The sequence below is a fragment of the Pseudomonas sp. HLMP genome, from assembly GCF_046365545.1.
Taxonomy (GTDB): domain Bacteria; phylum Pseudomonadota; class Gammaproteobacteria; order Pseudomonadales; family Pseudomonadaceae; genus Aquipseudomonas; species Aquipseudomonas guariconensis_B.
The window spans coordinates 3,231,437-3,247,820 of sequence record NZ_JBDLLR010000001.1 but is presented as its reverse complement, the minus strand read 5'-3'; the positions used below and the strand labels follow the sequence as shown (position 1 = coordinate 3,247,820).

Below are 16,384 nucleotides of genomic sequence, written 5' to 3'. Positions count from 1 at the left end.
GATCAGGCGCCCAGGGCCTGGCGCAGGCGCGCCTCCAGTTGCACGGCATCCAGGTCCTGGCCGATCAGCACCAGGCGCGTCAGGCGAGGCTCGTCGGCACGCCAGGCGCGGTCGAAGTGTTTGTCGAAACGGGTCCCCACGCCCTGCACCAGCAGACGCATCGGCTTGCCGGGAATGGCCGCGAAGCCCTTGGCGCGCAGGATGCCGAACTCCACCACCAGTTGCGTCAAGGCGTCGAGCAGCAAGCTTTCGTCGGCCTCGGGCAGGTCGATGGAGATCGAGTCGAAGGCGTCATGGTCATGATCGTCGTGATCTTCGCCAGCGTGATGGGCATCGTGGTGGGTGCGCCGGCCATCGATGTGCGCCTCGGCCTCGGCGCCCACGCCAAGCAGCACCTCCAGCGGCAGGCGCCCGCTGCTGGCCTCGATCACCTTGACCGCCGGCGGCAGTTCCTCGGCCACCTCGGCGCGGACCTTGGCCAGGCCTTCGGCATCGATCAGATCGGCCTTGTTCAGGACCACCAGGTCGGCGCTGGCCAACTGGTCGGCGAACAGCTCGTGCAGCGGCGACTCGTGGTCCAGGTTGGGGTCGAGCTTGCGCTGGGCGTCCACTTGCTCTGGGTAGGCAGCGAAGGTACCCGCCGCCACCGCCGGGCTGTCGACCACGGTGATCACCGCATCGACCGTGCAGGCATTGCGGATTTCCGGCCACTGGAAGGCCTGCACCAGCGGCTTGGGCAGGGCCAGGCCGCTGGTTTCGATGAGGATGTGGTCCAGGTCGCCACGGCGTGCCACCAGTTCGCGCATCACCGGGAAGAACTCTTCCTGCACGGTGCAGCACAGGCAGCCGTTGGCCAGTTCGTAGACGCGGCCGCTGGCCTCTTCCTCGGTGCAGCCGATGCTGCACTGCTTGAGGATCTCGCCGTCGATGCCCAGCTCGCCGAACTCGTTGACGATGACCGCGATGCGGCGGCCCTGGGCGTTGTCGAGCATGTGCCGGAGCAAGGTGGTCTTGCCCGAGCCGAGGAAGCCAGTGACGATGGTGACGGGGAGCTTGGCCAGTGTTTTCATGTCGCGATGCCCTTGGCAGGATGGCGCGGGCATGCAGGACGAAAGCCTCGTGCCACCACGGCCGGGCCCGTTCGCCACCGGATCACCCCGCCCGGTTGAAAGTCGAAAGCGTTTCGAGGCAGGTCTCCTGGCTTGCACCGTACCGGCCCCGGGCCGGTTGGATGACGCCTTCCCGCGCTGGCGCAGTGGCTGTGTCGATCCTGTTCAGTGCTTACAGTTGCGGGGGCAGCCGCGGCTTGGACCGCGTTCCCATCTTAGCTCCGGCGGCGGCCGGAGAACCTCGAAGCGGCAAGGCTACGCAGTGGTTGGCAGGCGGTCAACCTTGGCAGCCCTAAAGCCTTGCCTATCCTGCGATTGACGGGGAAACCGCCCCATGATTTGCTAATGCACTGCGTTCAGGTGCCCCTTCGGGGGTGAAACGGGAAACCGGTGCGTCCCAGGCCCCCAAGGGGTCGGACAACGCCGGTGCTGCCCCCGCAACGGTAAGCGAGCGAAGCGTCTTGACCACTGTGCCACGTCGTAGGGCATGGGAAGGTGACGCTCCCCCCCAGGAGCCCTGCTCCTCCTCGCAAGCCCGGAGACCGGCCTGACGTCGAATGATCACCCCGCGGTGGGCGGGCGCTGTCGCATCTCCCTGGGCCCGTTGCGCCCGGGGCTGTCGCGCTTGTCCGCCGCCTATGACAAAGCAGAGGAAAGCGTCATGCCCGTCACCAGCGCCAAACACAGCATCAGCACCCCCGTCAGCCTCAGCCAACGCATCGTCATCGCCGCCGGCGCCAGCCTGCTGGGCCTGTGCCTGATCTACTTCGCCGGTTTCTCGCACATCGAGGCCGTGCACAACGCCGCCCACGATACCCGCCACAGCGCCGCCTTCCCTTGCCACTGAGTACGCCTGCATGATCAAGCGCATCGCCCGTACCGCCGGCTTCAGCGGCCTGCTCGCCGCCCTGCTGCTGACCTTCTTGCAAAGCCTGTGGGTCAGCCCGCTGATCCTCGAGGCGGAAACCTATGAAAGCGCGGCCCCCGTCGCCGAACACCACGGCCACGGCGATGCCGTCGCCGCCCATGAACACGACGCCGAAGCCTGGGCACCGGAAGACGGCTGGCAGCGCCTGCTCTCCACCACCGGCGGCAACCTGGTGGTCGCGGTCGGTTTCGCCCTGATCCTCGCGGCCCTGTACAGCTTGCGCGAACCGGGCCGCGTGGCCACCGGCGCACTGTGGGGCCTGGCCGGGTTCGCGGTGTTCTGCCTGGCGCCGACCCTGGGGCTGCCGCCAGAGCTGCCGGGTACCGCCGCTGCCGACCTGGGTCAGCGCCAGGGCTGGTGGATCGGCACCGCCGCCGCCACCGCGGCAGGCCTGGCCCTGCTGGTGTTCGCCCATCACTGGCTGTTCAAGGTACTGGGCCTCGCCCTACTGGTCGTGCCGCACCTGATCGGCGCGCCGCAACCGGCGATGCACGAGAGCCTGGCGCCCGAAGCCTTGGAAACCCAGTTCAAGATCGCCTCCTGGGTGACCAACGCCGCCTTCTGGCTCGCCCTGGGCCTGCTCAGCGCCTGGCTGTACCGTCGCACCAGCCAAGCCTGATGCGCCTCGCCCCTCCTGCGCCGGCGTTGTACGCCGGCTTCGGCTGCCGCCAGGGCTGCCCGGCCGACACCCTGCAGGCCCTGCTGCGCGGGGCCCTCGCGGCGCACGGGCTGGCCCCGGCGCTGCTGCGCGGCATCGCCAGCATCGACCTCAAAGCCAACGAACCCGGCTTGCAGGAACTGGCCAGGCGCCTGGCATTGCCCCTCGTGCTGTTCAGCCCCGCGCAACTGCACGCTTTCGAACCCCAGCTCAGCCACCGCTCGGCAACCACCTTCCAGCACAGCGGCTGCTGGGGGGTGGCCGAAAGCGCAGCCCTGGCCCTCGCCAGCCAGGCCCAGGGCCCGGCCGCCCTACGGGTAACGCGCCAGGTCCTCGGCCCGGCTACCCTCGCCCTGGCCAGTGGCGGATAATCGCCTCCCCCGCTCACCCGCAAGGATTCCCCATGACGGTCTACTTCATCGGCGCCGGCCCCGGCGATCCGGAACTGATCACGGTCAAGGGCCAGCGCCTGATCCGCCAGTGCCCGGTGATCATCTATGCCGGCTCCCTGGTGCCGCCGGCGGTGCTCGAAGGGCACCGTGCCGAAACAGTGATCAACAGCGCCGAACTGCACCTGGAGCAGATCATCGCCGCCATTCGCAGTGCCCATGACAAAGGCCAGGACGTGGCCAGGGTGCACAGCGGCGACCCCAGCCTGTATGGCGCCATCGGCGAGCAGATCCGCTACCTGCGCGAGCTGGGCATCGACTACCAGATCGTCCCCGGCGTCACCGCCACAGCGGCCAGCGCCGCCCTGCTCGGCTGCGAGCTGACCCTGCCGGCGGTGGCACAGACGGTGATCCTCACCCGCTACGGCGACAGCTCGCCCATGCCAGCCGGCGAGCAACTGGCCGACCTTGCCCGGCACCGCAGTACCCTGGCCATTCACCTGGGCGTCAAGCACCTGGCACGCATCATCGCCGAGCTGCTGCCGCACTACGGCGCCGACTGCCCGATCGCCGTGGTCCATCGTGCCACCTGGCCCGACCAGGACTGGGTCATGGGTACCTTGCAGGACATCGTTGAACGCACTGCGGCCAAGGGCTTCCGGCGTACGGCGCTGATCCTGGTGGGCCATGTGCTGGGCGATGCGCCGTTCGCCGAGTCAGCCCTGTACCGAGCCGGGCACGCCCACCTCTATCGCCCCGCGGACCAATAACCTGTCGGCTGATTCCGGCACGCGAATACCTGTGCAGGAATCAGCCGAAGACGCTGCCAGCCCCCGCCTACTGAAACCCCTTAATCGTGTAGGGTTTTTCAACAAACCAACCTCGCTTTTTCAACACCCCTATACTCGCCATTACCAACGCTCCTGAATCGACGTATCTTGCGCGCTGCCACGCAGGCCCCCAGACATATTCCTGGGTGATTTCAGGAAACGGACCACACCCAGACAGGAGTTCCCCAATGACAACCGTACTGTTGGTCGATGACCACCCCACCGTTCGGCTGGCCGTACGCATGCTGCTCGAACGCGAACGCTTCCAGGTCGTTGGCGAAGCCGGCAGCGGCATCGAAGCGGTACAGATGGCTCGCCAATTGCAACCCGACGTGGTCATCCTCGATATCGGCCTGCCAGGGCTGGATGGCATGGAAGTGATCAAGCGCTTGCAACTGCTCGAGCCGGCGCCAAAGATCATGGCCCTGACCGGCCAGCCCGCCGACCTCTACGTGCGCCGCTGCCTGGACGCCGGCATCTCCGCCTTCGTGCGCAAGGACGAGGACCTGGAGGCGCCAGTCTTCGCCCTCAAGGCCCTGGTCAAGGGTTACTCGACCTTTCCGCAGATGTCGGTCAACAGCAGTTCGCTGGAAAGCGAGAGCGTACGCCTGGACAGCTTGTCCAACCGCGAGATGGAAGTGCTGCGCCGACTGGCACGCGGCGAGAGCAACAAGCACATCGGCCAATGCATGAGCCTGAGCGCCAAGACTATCAGCACCTACCGCGGCCGCATCATGGAGAAACTCAAGACCGAGTCGCTGGTCGAGATGGTCGACCTGGCCAAGCGCAACAACGTCGCCTGAGCCATGCCACCGCCATGAAAGGCACGCTGCCGAGCCTGCTGCTGGCCATGTTCCTGAGCGTGCCGAGCCTGGTGCTCGGCGATGCCGAGCCACGCCACCTGCTCGCCCGCTCGGCCAGCGTCGCCCCGCCGCTGCACCTGCCCCAGGACGACCGGCAATGGCTGCAGCAACGCAAGGTACTGGTGCTCGGCAGCTCCCGCCCCGACTACCCGCCCTTCGAGATCAACGTCAGCCAGCACGACTACGAGGGCCTGAGCGCCGACTATGCCGGGCTGATCGGCGAGCAACTGGGCGTGGCGATCGAAGTCCGCCGCTTCGCCAGCCGCCAGGCGGCGATCGAGGCGCTGCATGCCGGGCAGATCGACCTGCTCGGCAGCTCCAACGGCTTCGAGGCGGCCGATGCCCAGCTTGCCCTGAGCCAATCCTATGCCGATGACCTGCCGGTGATCGTCACCCGCCAGGGCCGCTTGCTGCAAAAGGATGAAGACCTGGCCGGCCTGCGCCTGGCGATGGTCGACCACTACCTGCCCGAAACCTCGGTGCGCGAGCTCTACCCACAGGCGCAACTGCAGCTGTATCGCTCGACCCTGGCCGGCCTGTCCGCCGTTTCGCTGGGCGAAGCCGATGCCTACCTCGGCGACGCCATCAGTACCGACTTCCTGATCGGCAAGAGCTACCAGGGGCAGGTGCGCATCGATCACTTCGTGCATGGCCCCATGGATGCCTTCGCCTTCGCCCTGGCCCACGACAACCACAGGCTGCGCCGCTTGGTCGACCAGGCGCTGGCACGGATCAGCGACAGCGAGCGAATGACCATCCTACGTCGCTGGACCAGCGGCAACACCAGCCTGCTGCTCGAGCGCCACCTGTCCAGCCTGAGCGACGAAGAGCACGACTGGATCGCCCGCCACCCCACGGTGCGTGTGCTGATCAACAGCGCGCTGGCGCCGCTGACCTTCAACGATCGCCAACAGCAGGCCAATGGCATCACCCTCGACCTGCTCAAGCAGATCAGCCTGCGCACCGGGCTGCGCTTCCAGATGCTCGAGCGCGACTCGGTGCCGGAGATGGTCGACGAAGTGGCGCGCGGCGACGCCGAGATGATCGGTGCGCTGGACTACGGTCCCGGACGAGCGGCACGCCTGCGCTACACCCGCCCCTACCTGGTCACCCCTGGGGTGATAGTGGCGCGCAGTGACGCCGGCGCGAGCGAGCTGCTCGACGGGCAGCGCGTGGCGCTGGTGCGCGGCTCCTCCCAGCACGTCGCCCTGCAACAGCACGCGCCGCGGGCGCGGGTGGTCGAGACGGACAATGCCCTGACGCTGATGGAAGCCGTGGCCAGCGGCCACGCCGACGTCGCCCTGATTCCCCATATCACCGCGGCCTACTACATTGCCCACGTGTTCAAGGACACGCTGCGCATCGCCGGGCTGCAGGGCGATGACCCGGCGGTCGCGGCCTTCGCCGTGGCGCCGGGGCAGCCCCAGCTGCAATCGATCCTGGACAAGGCCCTGCTGAGCATTCCCCCGGAGGAGCTGGACCAGTTGGTCAATCGCTGGCGCACCAGCACGGTGGTCAGCGACAGCCTGTGGGGCGATTATCGCTCGCTGGTGCTGCAGGTGCTGGTGCTGGCCGCCGCGCTGCTGGCCGGCGTGGTGTTCTGGAACAACTACCTGCGCAAGTTGATCCAGCAGCGCGGCGAAGCCCAGCGTGCCCTGCAGGCACAGTTGGCGTTCAGCCGCGGCCTGCTCGAACAACTGCGCCAGGCCAAGGACGATGCCGAACAGGCCAGCCAGGCCAAGAGCAGTTTCCTGGCGATCATGAGCCACGAGATCCGCACCCCGATGAACGCCGTGATCGGCCTGCTGGAGCTGGCCCTGGAGGACAGCCGCCAGGGCCGCAGCGACCCGCAGGGCCTCAAGACCGCCCATGATTCGGCGCTCGGCCTGCTCGAGCTGATCGGCGACATCCTCGACATCTCGCGCATCGAATCCGGCCACATGACCTTGCAGCCGGTCGCCACCGAGCTGGTCGAGCTGGTGCGCGCCACCCTGCGGGTGTTCGAGGGCAATGCGCGGATCAAGGGCCTGGCCTTGCGCGCCGAACTGCCCCAGGCGCCGGCCTGGGTGATGGTCGACCCGGTGCGTTTCAGGCAGGTGCTGTCCAACCTGGTGAGCAACGCCATCAAGTTCACCGACCAGGGCCATGTCGAAGTCAGGCTGGCGCTGACCCCCAGCACGCCCGGGCACGTCACGCAGGTGGCGCTGCACGTGCAGGACAGCGGTATCGGCATCAGCCCCCAGGACCAGGCCAGGTTGTTCGAGGCCTTCGCCCAGCTCGACAACCACCGTGCCCGCCAGGGCGCTGGCCTGGGCCTGGTGATCAGCCGCACCCTGTGCCAGCTCATGGGCGGCGAGCTGCAGCTGCACAGCGCGTCGGGGGTCGGCACCCGGGTCGAGGTGCACCTTGGCCTGGTGCCCGCCACTGCGCCGGTAGCCGAACCGATAGCCGGGCCGGTCGCGCAGCCGAGCGCCGGGCCATTACAGATCCTGGTAGTCGACGACTACCCCGCCAACCTCATGCTGCTGGACAAGCAGTTGCGCAGCCTCGGCCACAAGGTCACCCTGGCCGAACACGGCGAGGCGGCGCTGGAGCGCTGGCAGGGCGGTCGCTTCGACCTGGTGATCACCGACTGCAGCATGCCGGTGATGGACGGCCATCAACTGACCCGGCGTATCCGCGCGCTGGAGCAGGTACATGGAGGGCCGCCCTGCCGCATTCTCGGCGTTACCGCCAACGCCCAGGCCGAAGAGCGCGAGCGCTGCCTGGCCAGCGGCATGGACGACTGCCTGTTCAAGCCGATCGGCCTGCAGGTGCTCAGGGCACGCCTGTCCCGGATCGCTCCCAACGGCGCCATGGCTGCCCCCGAGGAGGAGCCCGCCAGTGGGTTCGACCTCGGCCAACTACGCCACCTGACCCAGGGCGACGAACAACTCACCCGGCGCCTGCTCGCGCAACTGGCGCAAAGTACCGCCGAAGACCTGCAGGGCTTGCGCGGTCTCGGCCCGCAACCCGATATCCAGGCGCTGCGGGCCCTGGTGCACCGCATCAAGGGTGGTGCCAGGATGCTCAAGGTACGCGGCGTGGTAGGCGATTGCGAAGCCATCGAGCAGGCGATTGGCCAGGCGCAGCCGACCGAGCGGCTGTGCCAGCGGCTGGAGGCGAACCTGGAGGGGTTGGCGCGGCAGTTGCGCGATGGGCTGGAGGCGATCGACGGGGCCGGCTGAGCGAGGTCATGAAACCCTGGGGCGCGCAGCGGCCCCAACCCAGCTCCCGCCGGCTTCAGGAACTCTCGCGCACCATCAGTTCGAACCCCAGGTCCTGCTCCTCGACCGCCACGCGCTTGCCGTCGAGCAGTGCCAGCAGCGCCTGGGCCGCGCCCCGGCCGACCGCGGCGCGCGGGGTACGGATCGAGGTCAGGCGCGGCACCATGTGCGCCGAGGCCGGCAGGTCGTTGAAGCCGACCATCGCCACCTGGCGCGGCACTTCGATGCCCTGGCGCAAGGCCTGGAGCACCGCCCCCTGGGCCAGGTCGTCGTTGCAGAAGAAAATCCCATCCACCTCCGGCGCCTGCTCGAGCAAGCGGCTGAACAACTCGCCACCCAGGCCGATCGACGAAGGCTGCGGCGTCAGCAACTCCAGCTCCGGCGCCTGCAGGCCGGCCTCGGCCAGGGCCTGGCGGAACCCTTCGGCACGCTGCATCACCCGTGGGTCGAGCTGCGCGGCGATGAACGCCAGGCGCCGCCGGCCACGTTCGATCAGGTGGCGGGCCGCGGCGCGCCCGGCCTGCTGCTGGGAGAACCCCACCGACAGCGCACCGGCCTGCCCGCCCAGCTCCATCATGTGCACGCACGGCACACCGCTGGCAGCCAGCATCTGCCGGGCAGCGTCGCTACGCTCGAAGCCGGTGAGCAGCATGCCGCAGGGCTGGTAGGCCAGGTAGTTGCGGATCAGATTCTCTTCCTCGGCGATATCGTAGTGATAGTTGCCGATCAGCACCTCCAGCCCACGCGGGCGCATCACCTCGTGGATGGCCTCCAGGGTGTCGATGAACAACTGGTTGGACAGCGACGGGATCAACACCACCACCGATTGGCTGCGCGCCGAGGCCAGGGCGCGTGCCGCCGGGTTGGCGACATAGCCCAGGCTGGCAGCGGCGGCCATGACCTTTTCCACCAGCGCCGGCGCGACCGTGCTGACGCCGCGCAGGGCGCGCGAGGCGGTGATGGGGGAAACCCCCGAAAGCCTGGCGACTTCAGCCAGGGTGGGGCGACCGGTAGTGCGCGAGCCTGTGCGAGACATGGGTGTTGTAATTTTACTACTTGCCAGAAAAAGGAACGGCCACTAAGGTAGCGCTGTCTCAGGACGCAGGCAACGTAATCTTGAGTAGCGGCTATGTGCCAAGCGTCCATACTGCGAAAAGACAAGACCAATAACACCCGGGAGGGTGGCGCTCGCGACAACGCCTCGTCAATCACGAGACAGCGCTATCTCACCCCGCAGGAGGTACTGATGAACTCTCCCCTGTCCGCGATTGTGGTAATGGGCGTAGCTGGCTGCGGCAAGAGCTGCGTCGGGGCCGCCATTGCCAGCAGAAGCGGCGGTCGCCTGATCGAAGGCGATGCCTTTCACCCTGCCGAAAACATCCGCAAGATGAGTGCCGGTATTCCCCTGGACGACGATGACCGTGCCGGCTGGCTGGTGCGCCTGGGCCAGGAACTGCAGGCCACCCTCGCCGCTGGCGAACGCCCCATCCTCACCTGCTCCGCACTCAAGCGTCGCTATCGCGACACCCTTCGCCAGGCGGTGCCCGGCCTGGCCTTCGTCTTCCTCGAACTGAGCCCGGCCGAAGCCGAGAAACGCGTGCTCGCCCGCCCAGGCCACTTCATGCCGGCCAGCCTGATCGACAGCCAGTTCGCCGCCCTCGAGCCTCCCCATGGCGAACCGCTGACCCTGGCGCTGGATGCCACGCGGCCGATCGAGGCCCTGGCCGAAGCGACCCACGCCTGGCTAAAGCCCTGCGGTGACCGGAGCCTGGCGCGGACCGCCTGAACCGGTGGTTTTCCCGGCTCACCAAAGACAGCGCTATCTCGGTGCCATCAGGCACCGAGCGTTTGACCAAGAACAACGATAAGATCGAGGCACATGAACCATGTTCGGACTCGCTACTGATACCTACCTGCTGCTCGATGCCCTGGTGACCATCGTCGGGCTCGTCCTGCTGATCACCCATTTCAAGGTCCACCCCTTCGTCGCCCTGACCCTGGCAGCCGGCTTTCTCGGCCTGACCTCCGGCATGCCGGTGGCCAAGGTCATGAAGTCGTTCCAAGACGGCTTCGGCGGCGTGCTCGGCTTCGTCGGCATCGTCCTCGCCCTGGGCACCATGCTCGGCAAGCTGATGGCCGACTCCGGCGGCGCCGACCAGATCGCCCGCACGCTGATCCGGGCCTTCGGCAAAGAAAAAGTGCACTGGGCGATGATGTTCGCCGCCTTCCTGGTGGGCATCCCGCTGTTCTTCGAGATCGGCTTCGTGCTGCTGATCCCGCTGGTGTTCATCGTCGCCCGGCGCTCGGGGGTGTCGCTGGTGAAGATCGGCATCCCGCTGCTGGCCGGCTTGTCCGTGGTCCATGGCCTGGTGCCACCGCACCCGGGGCCCTTGCTGGCGATCGGCATCTTCAACGCCGACATCGGCAAGACCATCTTCTACGGCCTGCTGGTGGCCCTGCCCACCGCGGTGATCGCCGGCCCGCTGTTCGGTAACTTCATTTCCCGTTACATCCCCGGCAACCCTTCCCAGGAGCTGATGGACCAGATCGCCCGCGAGTCGGACCAGCAGAACCTGCCGAGTTTCAGCGTGACCCTGATCACCGTGCTGCTGCCGGTGGTGCTGATGCTGCTCAAGACCTTCGCCGACGTGGTGCTGCCGACCGAGCACATCGTGCGCCAGTGGATGGACCTGATCGGCCACCCCATCAGCGCCCTGCTCGCCGCCCTGCTGCTGGCCTTCTACACCTTCGGCGCGGCCCGTGGCTTCTCGCGCCAGCAGATCATGAAAATGCTCGACCAGAGCCTGGCCCCCACCGCTGCGATCGTGCTGATCGTCGGTGCCGGTGGCGGCTTCAAGCAGATGCTGGTGGACACCGGTGTCGGCAACGTGATCGGCGAAATGGCGGTACAGGCGCAGATCTCGCCGATCCTGCTGGCCTGGCTGGTCGCAGCGGTGATCCGCATCGCCACCGGTTCGGCGACGGTGGCCACCATCACCGGCGCGGGCATCGTGGCACCGGTGATCGACCTGGTCCCGGGCGTCAACCGCGAGCTGCTGGTGCTGGCCACCGGCGCCGGCTCGCTGATCCTCTCCCACGTCAACGACGCCGGTTTCTGGCTGGTCAAGCAGTACTTCAACATGACCGTGGCCGAGACCTTCAAGACCTGGAGCATGATGGAAACCCTGCTGTCGGTGGTCGGCATCATCTTCATCATGCTGCTGTCGCTGGTGGTCTGACCGCCTGTCGCAGTGATGGCACCTCGCTGACGAGGACATGGCCCAACGCAGGAAGAGGCCTTGCGCATGCAGTCGCGTGCGCTACAGGCCTCCTTCCCCAAGCAAAGGAGCCTGCCCATGAAAGCCACCTACCTACTGGCCGCCCTGCTCGCCTCGCCCCTGGCCCTTGCCGTCGGCACGGGCCCGACCCATCCGGACAATCCGCACACCCCGGCGCCCAACCCGGGCGCCGACAGCACCCTCAACCCGGTCGAGAGGCCCATGCCCCGGGATACCGACCCGCGTATCCAGGGCAACGACCCGGACAGCCCGCCCGCCGAGCAAACCGACGACCGCAACCTGCCGGGGATGGATGGCGGGGGTTCGGAGGGCATGCGGGGCCAGGACGATGCTGACGACAATGGCCAGCGCTAGGGGCATTGGGGCTGCGGTGCAGCCCCAACCGCTCACCACTGCCGCTTGTCCGGCCGCGTCAGCCCAAGCTTCTCGATCCGATAGCGCAGCATGTCCCGTGACAACCCCAGCAAGCGTGCCGACTTGGTGACGTTCCAGTCGGTACGGTCCAGCGTCCGGCACACCAGGTCGCGCTCCATGTCCGGCAGGCTGGTGCCCGCCTCCGGCTCGTGCCGCGGCGCCTCGAAAACCGGTGGCGCAGCCTGGGTCAGGGGTTCGTCGACCAGTGTCATGCACAGGTTCAACTGGTGCGCAGCAATCACCTCGGTGGGCGCCAGCAGCACCGTCTGCTCGAGCATGTTGCGCAGCTCGCGCACGTTGCCCGGCCAGCTGTAGCCGAGCATCAGCGCCTCGGCCTCGGTGGAGAAACGCAGGTTGGGCTTGCCGTAGCGGCGCCCATGGTAGGCGAGGAAATGCCGCGCCAGCAGCAGGATGTCCTGGCCGCGGGCGTACAGCCGTGGCACCTTCAGGGCAATGATGCGCAGGCGGAAGAACAGGTCGCGACGGAACTTGCCCTGCTGCACCATCTGCTCCAGGTTGCAGTTGGTGGCGCTGATCACCCGCAGGTCGACCTTGCGCTCCTTGACCGCGCCGATACGGCGGATGCAGCGATCCTCCAGCAGCTTGAGCAGCTTGGCCTGCAGCACCAGGTCCATTTCGCCGATCTCGTCGAGGAACAGCGTCCCCCCGTCCGCCGCCTCGACCAGGCCCACCCGGCGCTCCTTGGCATCGGTGAAGGCCCCCTTCTCATGCCCGAACAGCTCGGCTTCCAGCAGGTTGGCAGGGATCGAGGCGCAGTTGAACTCGATGAACGGCCCCTTGCTGCGCGTGCCGTCGAAATGCAAGGCACGCGCCACCAGTTCCTTGCCGGTGCCCGTCTCGCCCTCGATCAGCACCGGCGGCAGGTCGCCGCTGGCCATGCGCTGTTCGGCATCGAGCAACTGCCGCAGGGTGTGCTTGAGGCCCTGCATGGCCGGGGATTCGCCGATCAACGCCTGCAAGCCGGAGCGCTGCGCTTCGCGCTCCTGGTAGAACGACAGGGTGCGCTCCATGCGCTCGGCAGCCAGGGCCTTGTCCAGCATCAGCTTGAGTTCGGCCAGCACCACCGGCTTGGTCAGGTAGTGGAAGGCACCCTCCTTCATGGCCAGCACGGCATCCTCGACGTTGCCATAGCCGGTCATCATGATCACCTTGAGCGCCGGCGCCTGGGCCACCAGGTTGCGCAACAGGTCATGGCCGCTCATGCCAGGCAGCGAGTTGTCGGTCAGCACCGCATCGGGCTGGACCCGCCTGACCTGCTCCAGGGCCTGTTCCGCGCTGTGGCAGACCGTGACCTCGAAGCCCTTGAGGCCGAGGTAGGTGCGGATGTTGTCGGCGAGGATCTCGTCATCCTCGACCACCAGAATGCTGGGCTCCATGGTCCCCTCCCGCTGCGATATTGAAGATCAGGCTGACGCGGGTTCCTTCCTCTTCGCGGCTGTGAAGGCTGACCGAGCCGCCAAAGCGTTCCATGATGCGCTTGACCAGGGCCAGGCCCACGCCGAGGCCGCCCTGCTTGGTGGTGAAGAACGGCTTGAACACCATTCGCTCCTGCTGCTGGCTCATGCCCTTGCCGGTGTCGCTGAGCAGCAACTGCACCCGCTGCCCCTCCAGGCGCCTGACCTCGGCCCGCAGGTGGCCGCCCTGGGGCATCGCCTCCAGGGCATTGGCGAACAGGCTGTTGAGGATCTGCGTCAGTTGCAGTGGCTGGCTGGCCACCCACTGCAATGCGGGCCCTGCGAAGCTGAACTGCACGCCATGGCGCTCGATCTGCTGGGCGAAGGCCAGGCGGGTATCCTCCACCGCCGCCACCAGGTCCACCGCCTCGACCTCGTCGCTGGCCGGGCGCAGCGACACCAGCAGGTCGCGCACCCAGCGCGACATGCGGTCGACCTGGCTGATGATGTCGTTGATGTTCTTGCGCGCCGGCTCGCTGGCGATGTCCTGGGCCAGCTCGGCGCTGGAGCGGATGTTGGCCAGCGGGTTGCGCAGGCTGTGGGCCACCGCCGAGGACATCTCGCCCAGGGCCACGTAGGTCTCGCTGGCCACCAGGCGGTCCTGCTGGTGATGCAGCAACAGCGCCGCGCGGCGCACGATCCAGAACAGGCCGAAGTAGATCAGCGCCCCACCCAGCAGGGTCGAGACCCAGATCAGCACATAACCGCGCTGGATGCGCCGCACCAGGTCCTGCGGCTCCTTGTAGATCTCCACCATCGACAGCACCTGCTCGCCCTGGCTGTCGAACAGCGGGATGTAGTTCTCGATGAACAGGTAGCGGGGTTCGCGCAGGAATTTCTGTTCCTCGCGGTCGTCCTCGGCCTGGTGGTAGCTCGCCGAGACGGCCTTTCGCGAGCGGAAGGCATGGTCCAGGTCGCCATCGGCAGAGATGCGCTTGCCGATCAACTGGGGATTGGTGGACCAGACGATCGTCCGATCACGGGCATAGACATTGGCCAGCAGGGTATCGGGCAGGTGCTCGACATGGTCGAGGAACTCCGTGCGGGTCGACCGCGCCAGCGCCGGGCTCACCTGCAGGTGCTGGCTGTCCAGCCGTGGGTCGAGCAGCTCGCCCATGGTGGTGCCCGGCGGCAACTGCGAATGGCGCACTTCGGCCTGGGCCATGGCCTGGATGAACTGGGCAGTGAGCATGGCGTCGCGCTCGACGCTGTCGCGCACCACGAAGCGGGTCGAGACGTAGCCCAGCCCGCCGGCCACCGAAGCGATGATCAGCAGGCTGATGAGGGAGAACCAGCGCAGCAGGTTGAACTCGCGCAGCGGCGCAGCCAGCCCACTGGATGGGAGGGAGGCCTTGTCGGGGACATCGTGTTCCAGCGTCTGCATCGCGTCGTTCCCGCCTGGAGGCCTTCGGTGGATGTCGCCACGGTATCGTTACCGCACGTAGCAAGGTGATAGCAGTTCGCCAGAGCGGCTGCAGCCGCCGTTGGTCGTCATGGCTGCTGTGCAAGAAATCAGCCAGCAATGATTTTTAATAAAATTTTATTTACTATCAATTAGATATAAAAATTACTTCTCATTGATTCGAGGTTGATTCCCCACATTTGGGTAACGTTCACCCCAAAACCGTTAATCCATTTGAAAACAATAAGTTACTAGGCAAATAGAAAGTCAACTATCAGGATTTGGCCAATCGGAAACTGAGCGAGACGCTGGTCCCCTCGCCTTCACGACTGCTCAGGCGAATCGAGCCGCCGAAGCGCTCCATGATCCGCTTGACCAGCACCAGCCCCACACCCAACCCACCCTGCTTGGTGGTGAAGAATGGCCGAAAGGCCATGCGTTGCTGTTGCTCGCTCATGCCCTTGCCGGTATCCGACAGGCGCAGGGTCAGGCTGCGCCGGTCCTGGCGCACCACCTCCACGCGCAAGTGCCCACCCTGCTCCATCGCCTCCAGGGCATTGGCGATCAGGCTGTTGAAGATCTGCCCGATCAGTACCGGGTGACCCAGCACCCGCAGTGACGGCAATGGGCAGACATCCAGGCTCACACCACTGCGCACCAGAGGCACGGAGAACGCCTGCAGGCTTTCCTGCAAGGCCTGGGGCAGGTCCACCGGCACTGCCTCGTCGTTGAGCGGACGCAGCGACTGCAGCAACTGGCGCACCCATTGGGCCATGCGGTCGACCTGGCTGATGATGTCGCTGATGTTCTTCTGCGCCGGTCCTTCGTCGAAGGCCTGGGCCAGCTCGGCGCTGGAACGGATGCTGGCCAGCGGGTTGCGCAGGCTGTGGGCCACCGCCGAGGACACCTCGCCCAGCGCCACGAAGGTCTCGTTGCTGATCAGCCGCTTCTGCTGGACCTCCAACGTGCGTGCGGCACGGCGCATGATCCCGTACAGGCCGAGGTACACCACCGCGGCGCCCACGGCGATGGCCAGCCAGATCAGCAGCAGCCCATGCTCGATGCGCACGATCAGGTCGTGGGGTTCCTTGTAGATCTCCACCATGGCGGCAACCCGTTCGCCATCGGCATCGAACAGCGGGATGTAGTTCTCGATGAACAGCTGCTGGGGCGGGGTCACGAATTTCTGCTCGCTGCGGGCGTCGTCGAAGTCGTGGTAGCTGGCCGAGACCCGCATCTTGTATTCGAAGGCCCGCTCCAGGTCGTCGTCGGACTCGATCACCTTGCCGGTCAGCGCCGGGTTGCTCGACCAGATCACCGTGCGGTCGGGGGCATAGATGTTGGCCAGCAGCATGTCCGGCAGGTGGGCGATGTGGTCGAGGAACTCACCCCGGGCCTTGCGCCGGGCATCCGGGTCGACGTCGGGCATGGCCTGGTCCATGCGCGGGTCGAGCAGCTCGCCCATGGTGCGCACGTTGGGGATCGCCACATGGCGCACTTCCGCATCGGCGATTGACTGGATGAACTGGGCGGTGAGCAGCGCGTCGCGCTCGACGCTCTCGTTGATGATGAAGCGGCTGGAAATCAGCCCCAGCCCGACAGCCACCGAGACGATGATGGCCAGGCTGACCCAGGCGTACCAGCGCAACAGGTCGAACGGCTTGCGCACCACCCCGGCATCGCCGTCGCTAGGTACAACCAGAGTGTCAGAACGGGGAGCGATGTCCATGGCGGACTCCAGCGGTGGGCGC

At 66.8% G+C, this 16,384-nt stretch carries 14 protein-coding genes and 2 riboswitches; of the genes, 9 read left to right on the top strand and 5 right to left on the bottom strand.

Annotated elements, in window-relative coordinates; translation table 11 throughout:
- Positions 1–2 precede the first annotated feature (2 nt).
- Entirely contained in the window at positions 3–1,070 is a 1,068-nt protein-coding gene (gene cobW, locus ABFA30_RS15115; protein ID WP_253102448.1) for a cobalamin biosynthesis protein CobW, read from the bottom strand.
- 99 nt (positions 1,071–1,169) lie between these two features.
- Positions 1,170–1,368, bottom strand: a riboswitch (cobalamin riboswitch).
- Between the two features lie 82 nt (positions 1,369–1,450).
- Positions 1,451–1,675, top strand: a riboswitch (cobalamin riboswitch).
- A 95-nt stretch (positions 1,676–1,770) separates the two neighbouring features.
- Between cobW and ABFA30_RS15110 the strand changes: the two genes are divergently transcribed.
- The 6 genes from ABFA30_RS15110 to ABFA30_RS15085 all read left to right on the top strand — a co-directional run bounded on the left by ABFA30_RS15110 (position 1,771) and on the right by ABFA30_RS15085 (position 8,004).
- Positions 1,771–1,956, top strand: a complete 186-nt coding sequence (locus ABFA30_RS15110; RefSeq protein WP_225789106.1) for a CbtB-domain containing protein — start codon at positions 1,771–1,773, stop codon at positions 1,954–1,956.
- A gap of 10 nt (positions 1,957–1,966) precedes the next feature.
- Complete coding sequence (locus ABFA30_RS15105) at positions 1,967–2,656, top strand: CbtA family protein (protein ID WP_368816718.1); 690 nt, start codon at positions 1,967–1,969, stop codon at positions 2,654–2,656.
- Positions 2,656–3,066, top strand: coding sequence for a cobalamin biosynthesis protein (locus ABFA30_RS15100; protein ID WP_225789104.1), 411 nt, complete (start codon positions 2,656–2,658; stop codon positions 3,064–3,066). Before ABFA30_RS15105 ends, ABFA30_RS15100 begins: the two co-directional genes overlap by 1 nt.
- Before the next feature lie 32 nt (positions 3,067–3,098).
- Positions 3,099–3,854, top strand: a complete 756-nt coding sequence (cobM, locus tag ABFA30_RS15095; protein ID WP_225789103.1) for a precorrin-4 C(11)-methyltransferase — start codon at positions 3,099–3,101, stop codon at positions 3,852–3,854.
- A 248-nt stretch (positions 3,855–4,102) separates the two neighbouring features.
- A complete protein-coding gene (locus tag ABFA30_RS15090; RefSeq protein ID WP_225789102.1) occupies positions 4,103–4,717 on the top strand; it encodes a response regulator transcription factor in 615 nt (204 codons plus the stop codon).
- 14 nt (positions 4,718–4,731) lie between these two features.
- Entirely contained in the window at positions 4,732–8,004 is a 3,273-nt protein-coding gene (locus ABFA30_RS15085; protein ID WP_410045626.1) for a transporter substrate-binding domain-containing protein, read from the top strand.
- 55 nt (positions 8,005–8,059) lie between these two features.
- Here ABFA30_RS15085 and ABFA30_RS15080 read toward each other — a convergent pair whose 3' ends face one another.
- The gene (locus tag ABFA30_RS15080; protein WP_368816722.1) at positions 8,060–9,079 is read right to left on the bottom strand and encodes a LacI family DNA-binding transcriptional regulator; all 1,020 of its coding nucleotides are present in this window, start codon (positions 9,077–9,079) and stop codon (positions 8,060–8,062) included.
- Positions 9,080–9,289: 210 nt separating this feature from the next.
- Here ABFA30_RS15080 and ABFA30_RS15075 point away from each other — a divergent pair, with 210 nt between their 5' ends.
- From ABFA30_RS15075 to ABFA30_RS15065, 3 genes are all read left to right on the top strand, one after another.
- Entirely contained in the window at positions 9,290–9,829 is a 540-nt protein-coding gene (locus ABFA30_RS15075) for a gluconokinase (protein WP_225789099.1), read from the top strand.
- 100 nt (positions 9,830–9,929) lie between these two features.
- Positions 9,930–11,282, top strand: a complete 1,353-nt coding sequence (locus tag ABFA30_RS15070; RefSeq protein ID WP_253080247.1) for a GntP family permease — start codon at positions 9,930–9,932, stop codon at positions 11,280–11,282.
- 117 nt (positions 11,283–11,399) lie between these two features.
- Positions 11,400–11,696 (top strand): hypothetical protein, encoded by a 297-nt coding sequence (locus ABFA30_RS15065; RefSeq protein WP_410045625.1) that lies wholly within the window; start codon positions 11,400–11,402, stop codon positions 11,694–11,696.
- 32 nt (positions 11,697–11,728) lie between these two features.
- Here ABFA30_RS15065 and ABFA30_RS15060 read toward each other — a convergent pair whose 3' ends face one another.
- From ABFA30_RS15060 to ABFA30_RS15050, 3 genes are all read right to left on the bottom strand, one after another.
- A complete protein-coding gene (locus ABFA30_RS15060; protein WP_410045624.1) occupies positions 11,729–13,153 on the bottom strand; it encodes a sigma-54-dependent transcriptional regulator in 1,425 nt (474 codons plus the stop codon).
- Positions 13,122–14,615, bottom strand: coding sequence for a sensor histidine kinase (locus ABFA30_RS15055; RefSeq protein WP_225789096.1), 1,494 nt, complete (start codon positions 14,613–14,615; stop codon positions 13,122–13,124). Before ABFA30_RS15055 ends, ABFA30_RS15060 begins: the two co-directional genes overlap by 32 nt.
- Before the next feature lie 292 nt (positions 14,616–14,907).
- Positions 14,908–16,362, bottom strand: coding sequence for a sensor histidine kinase (locus ABFA30_RS15050; protein WP_410045623.1), 1,455 nt, complete (start codon positions 16,360–16,362; stop codon positions 14,908–14,910).
- Between the last annotated feature and the right edge of the window lie 22 nt (positions 16,363–16,384).

Bases quoted from the DNA above. Each gene is read 5' to 3' on its own strand.
- ABFA30_RS15080 (WP_368816722.1), bottom strand. From the start codon at position 9,079: ATGTCTCGCACAGGCTCGCGCACTACCGGTCGCCCCACCCTGGCTGAA.
- ABFA30_RS15060 (WP_410045624.1), bottom strand. From the start codon at position 13,153: ATGGAGCCCAGCATTCTGGTGGTCGAGGATGACGAGATCCTCGCCGAC.
- cobM (WP_225789103.1), top strand. From the start codon at position 3,099: ATGACGGTCTACTTCATCGGCGCCGGCCCCGGCGATCCGGAACTGATC.
- ABFA30_RS15075 (WP_225789099.1), top strand. From the start codon at position 9,290: ATGAACTCTCCCCTGTCCGCGATTGTGGTAATGGGCGTAGCTGGCTGC.
- ABFA30_RS15110 (WP_225789106.1), top strand. From the start codon at position 1,771: ATGCCCGTCACCAGCGCCAAACACAGCATCAGCACCCCCGTCAGCCTC.
- ABFA30_RS15100 (WP_225789104.1), top strand. From the start codon at position 2,656: ATGCGCCTCGCCCCTCCTGCGCCGGCGTTGTACGCCGGCTTCGGCTGC.
- ABFA30_RS15090 (WP_225789102.1), top strand. From the start codon at position 4,103: ATGACAACCGTACTGTTGGTCGATGACCACCCCACCGTTCGGCTGGCC.
- ABFA30_RS15070 (WP_253080247.1), top strand. From the start codon at position 9,930: ATGTTCGGACTCGCTACTGATACCTACCTGCTGCTCGATGCCCTGGTG.
- ABFA30_RS15085 (WP_410045626.1), top strand. From the start codon at position 4,732: ATGAAAGGCACGCTGCCGAGCCTGCTGCTGGCCATGTTCCTGAGCGTG.
- cobW (WP_253102448.1), bottom strand. From the start codon at position 1,070: ATGAAAACACTGGCCAAGCTCCCCGTCACCATCGTCACTGGCTTCCTC.
- ABFA30_RS15065 (WP_410045625.1), top strand. From the start codon at position 11,400: ATGAAAGCCACCTACCTACTGGCCGCCCTGCTCGCCTCGCCCCTGGCC.
- ABFA30_RS15105 (WP_368816718.1), top strand. From the start codon at position 1,967: ATGATCAAGCGCATCGCCCGTACCGCCGGCTTCAGCGGCCTGCTCGCC.
- ABFA30_RS15050 (WP_410045623.1), bottom strand. From the start codon at position 16,362: ATGGACATCGCTCCCCGTTCTGACACTCTGGTTGTACCTAGCGACGGC.
- ABFA30_RS15055 (WP_225789096.1), bottom strand. From the start codon at position 14,615: ATGCAGACGCTGGAACACGATGTCCCCGACAAGGCCTCCCTCCCATCC.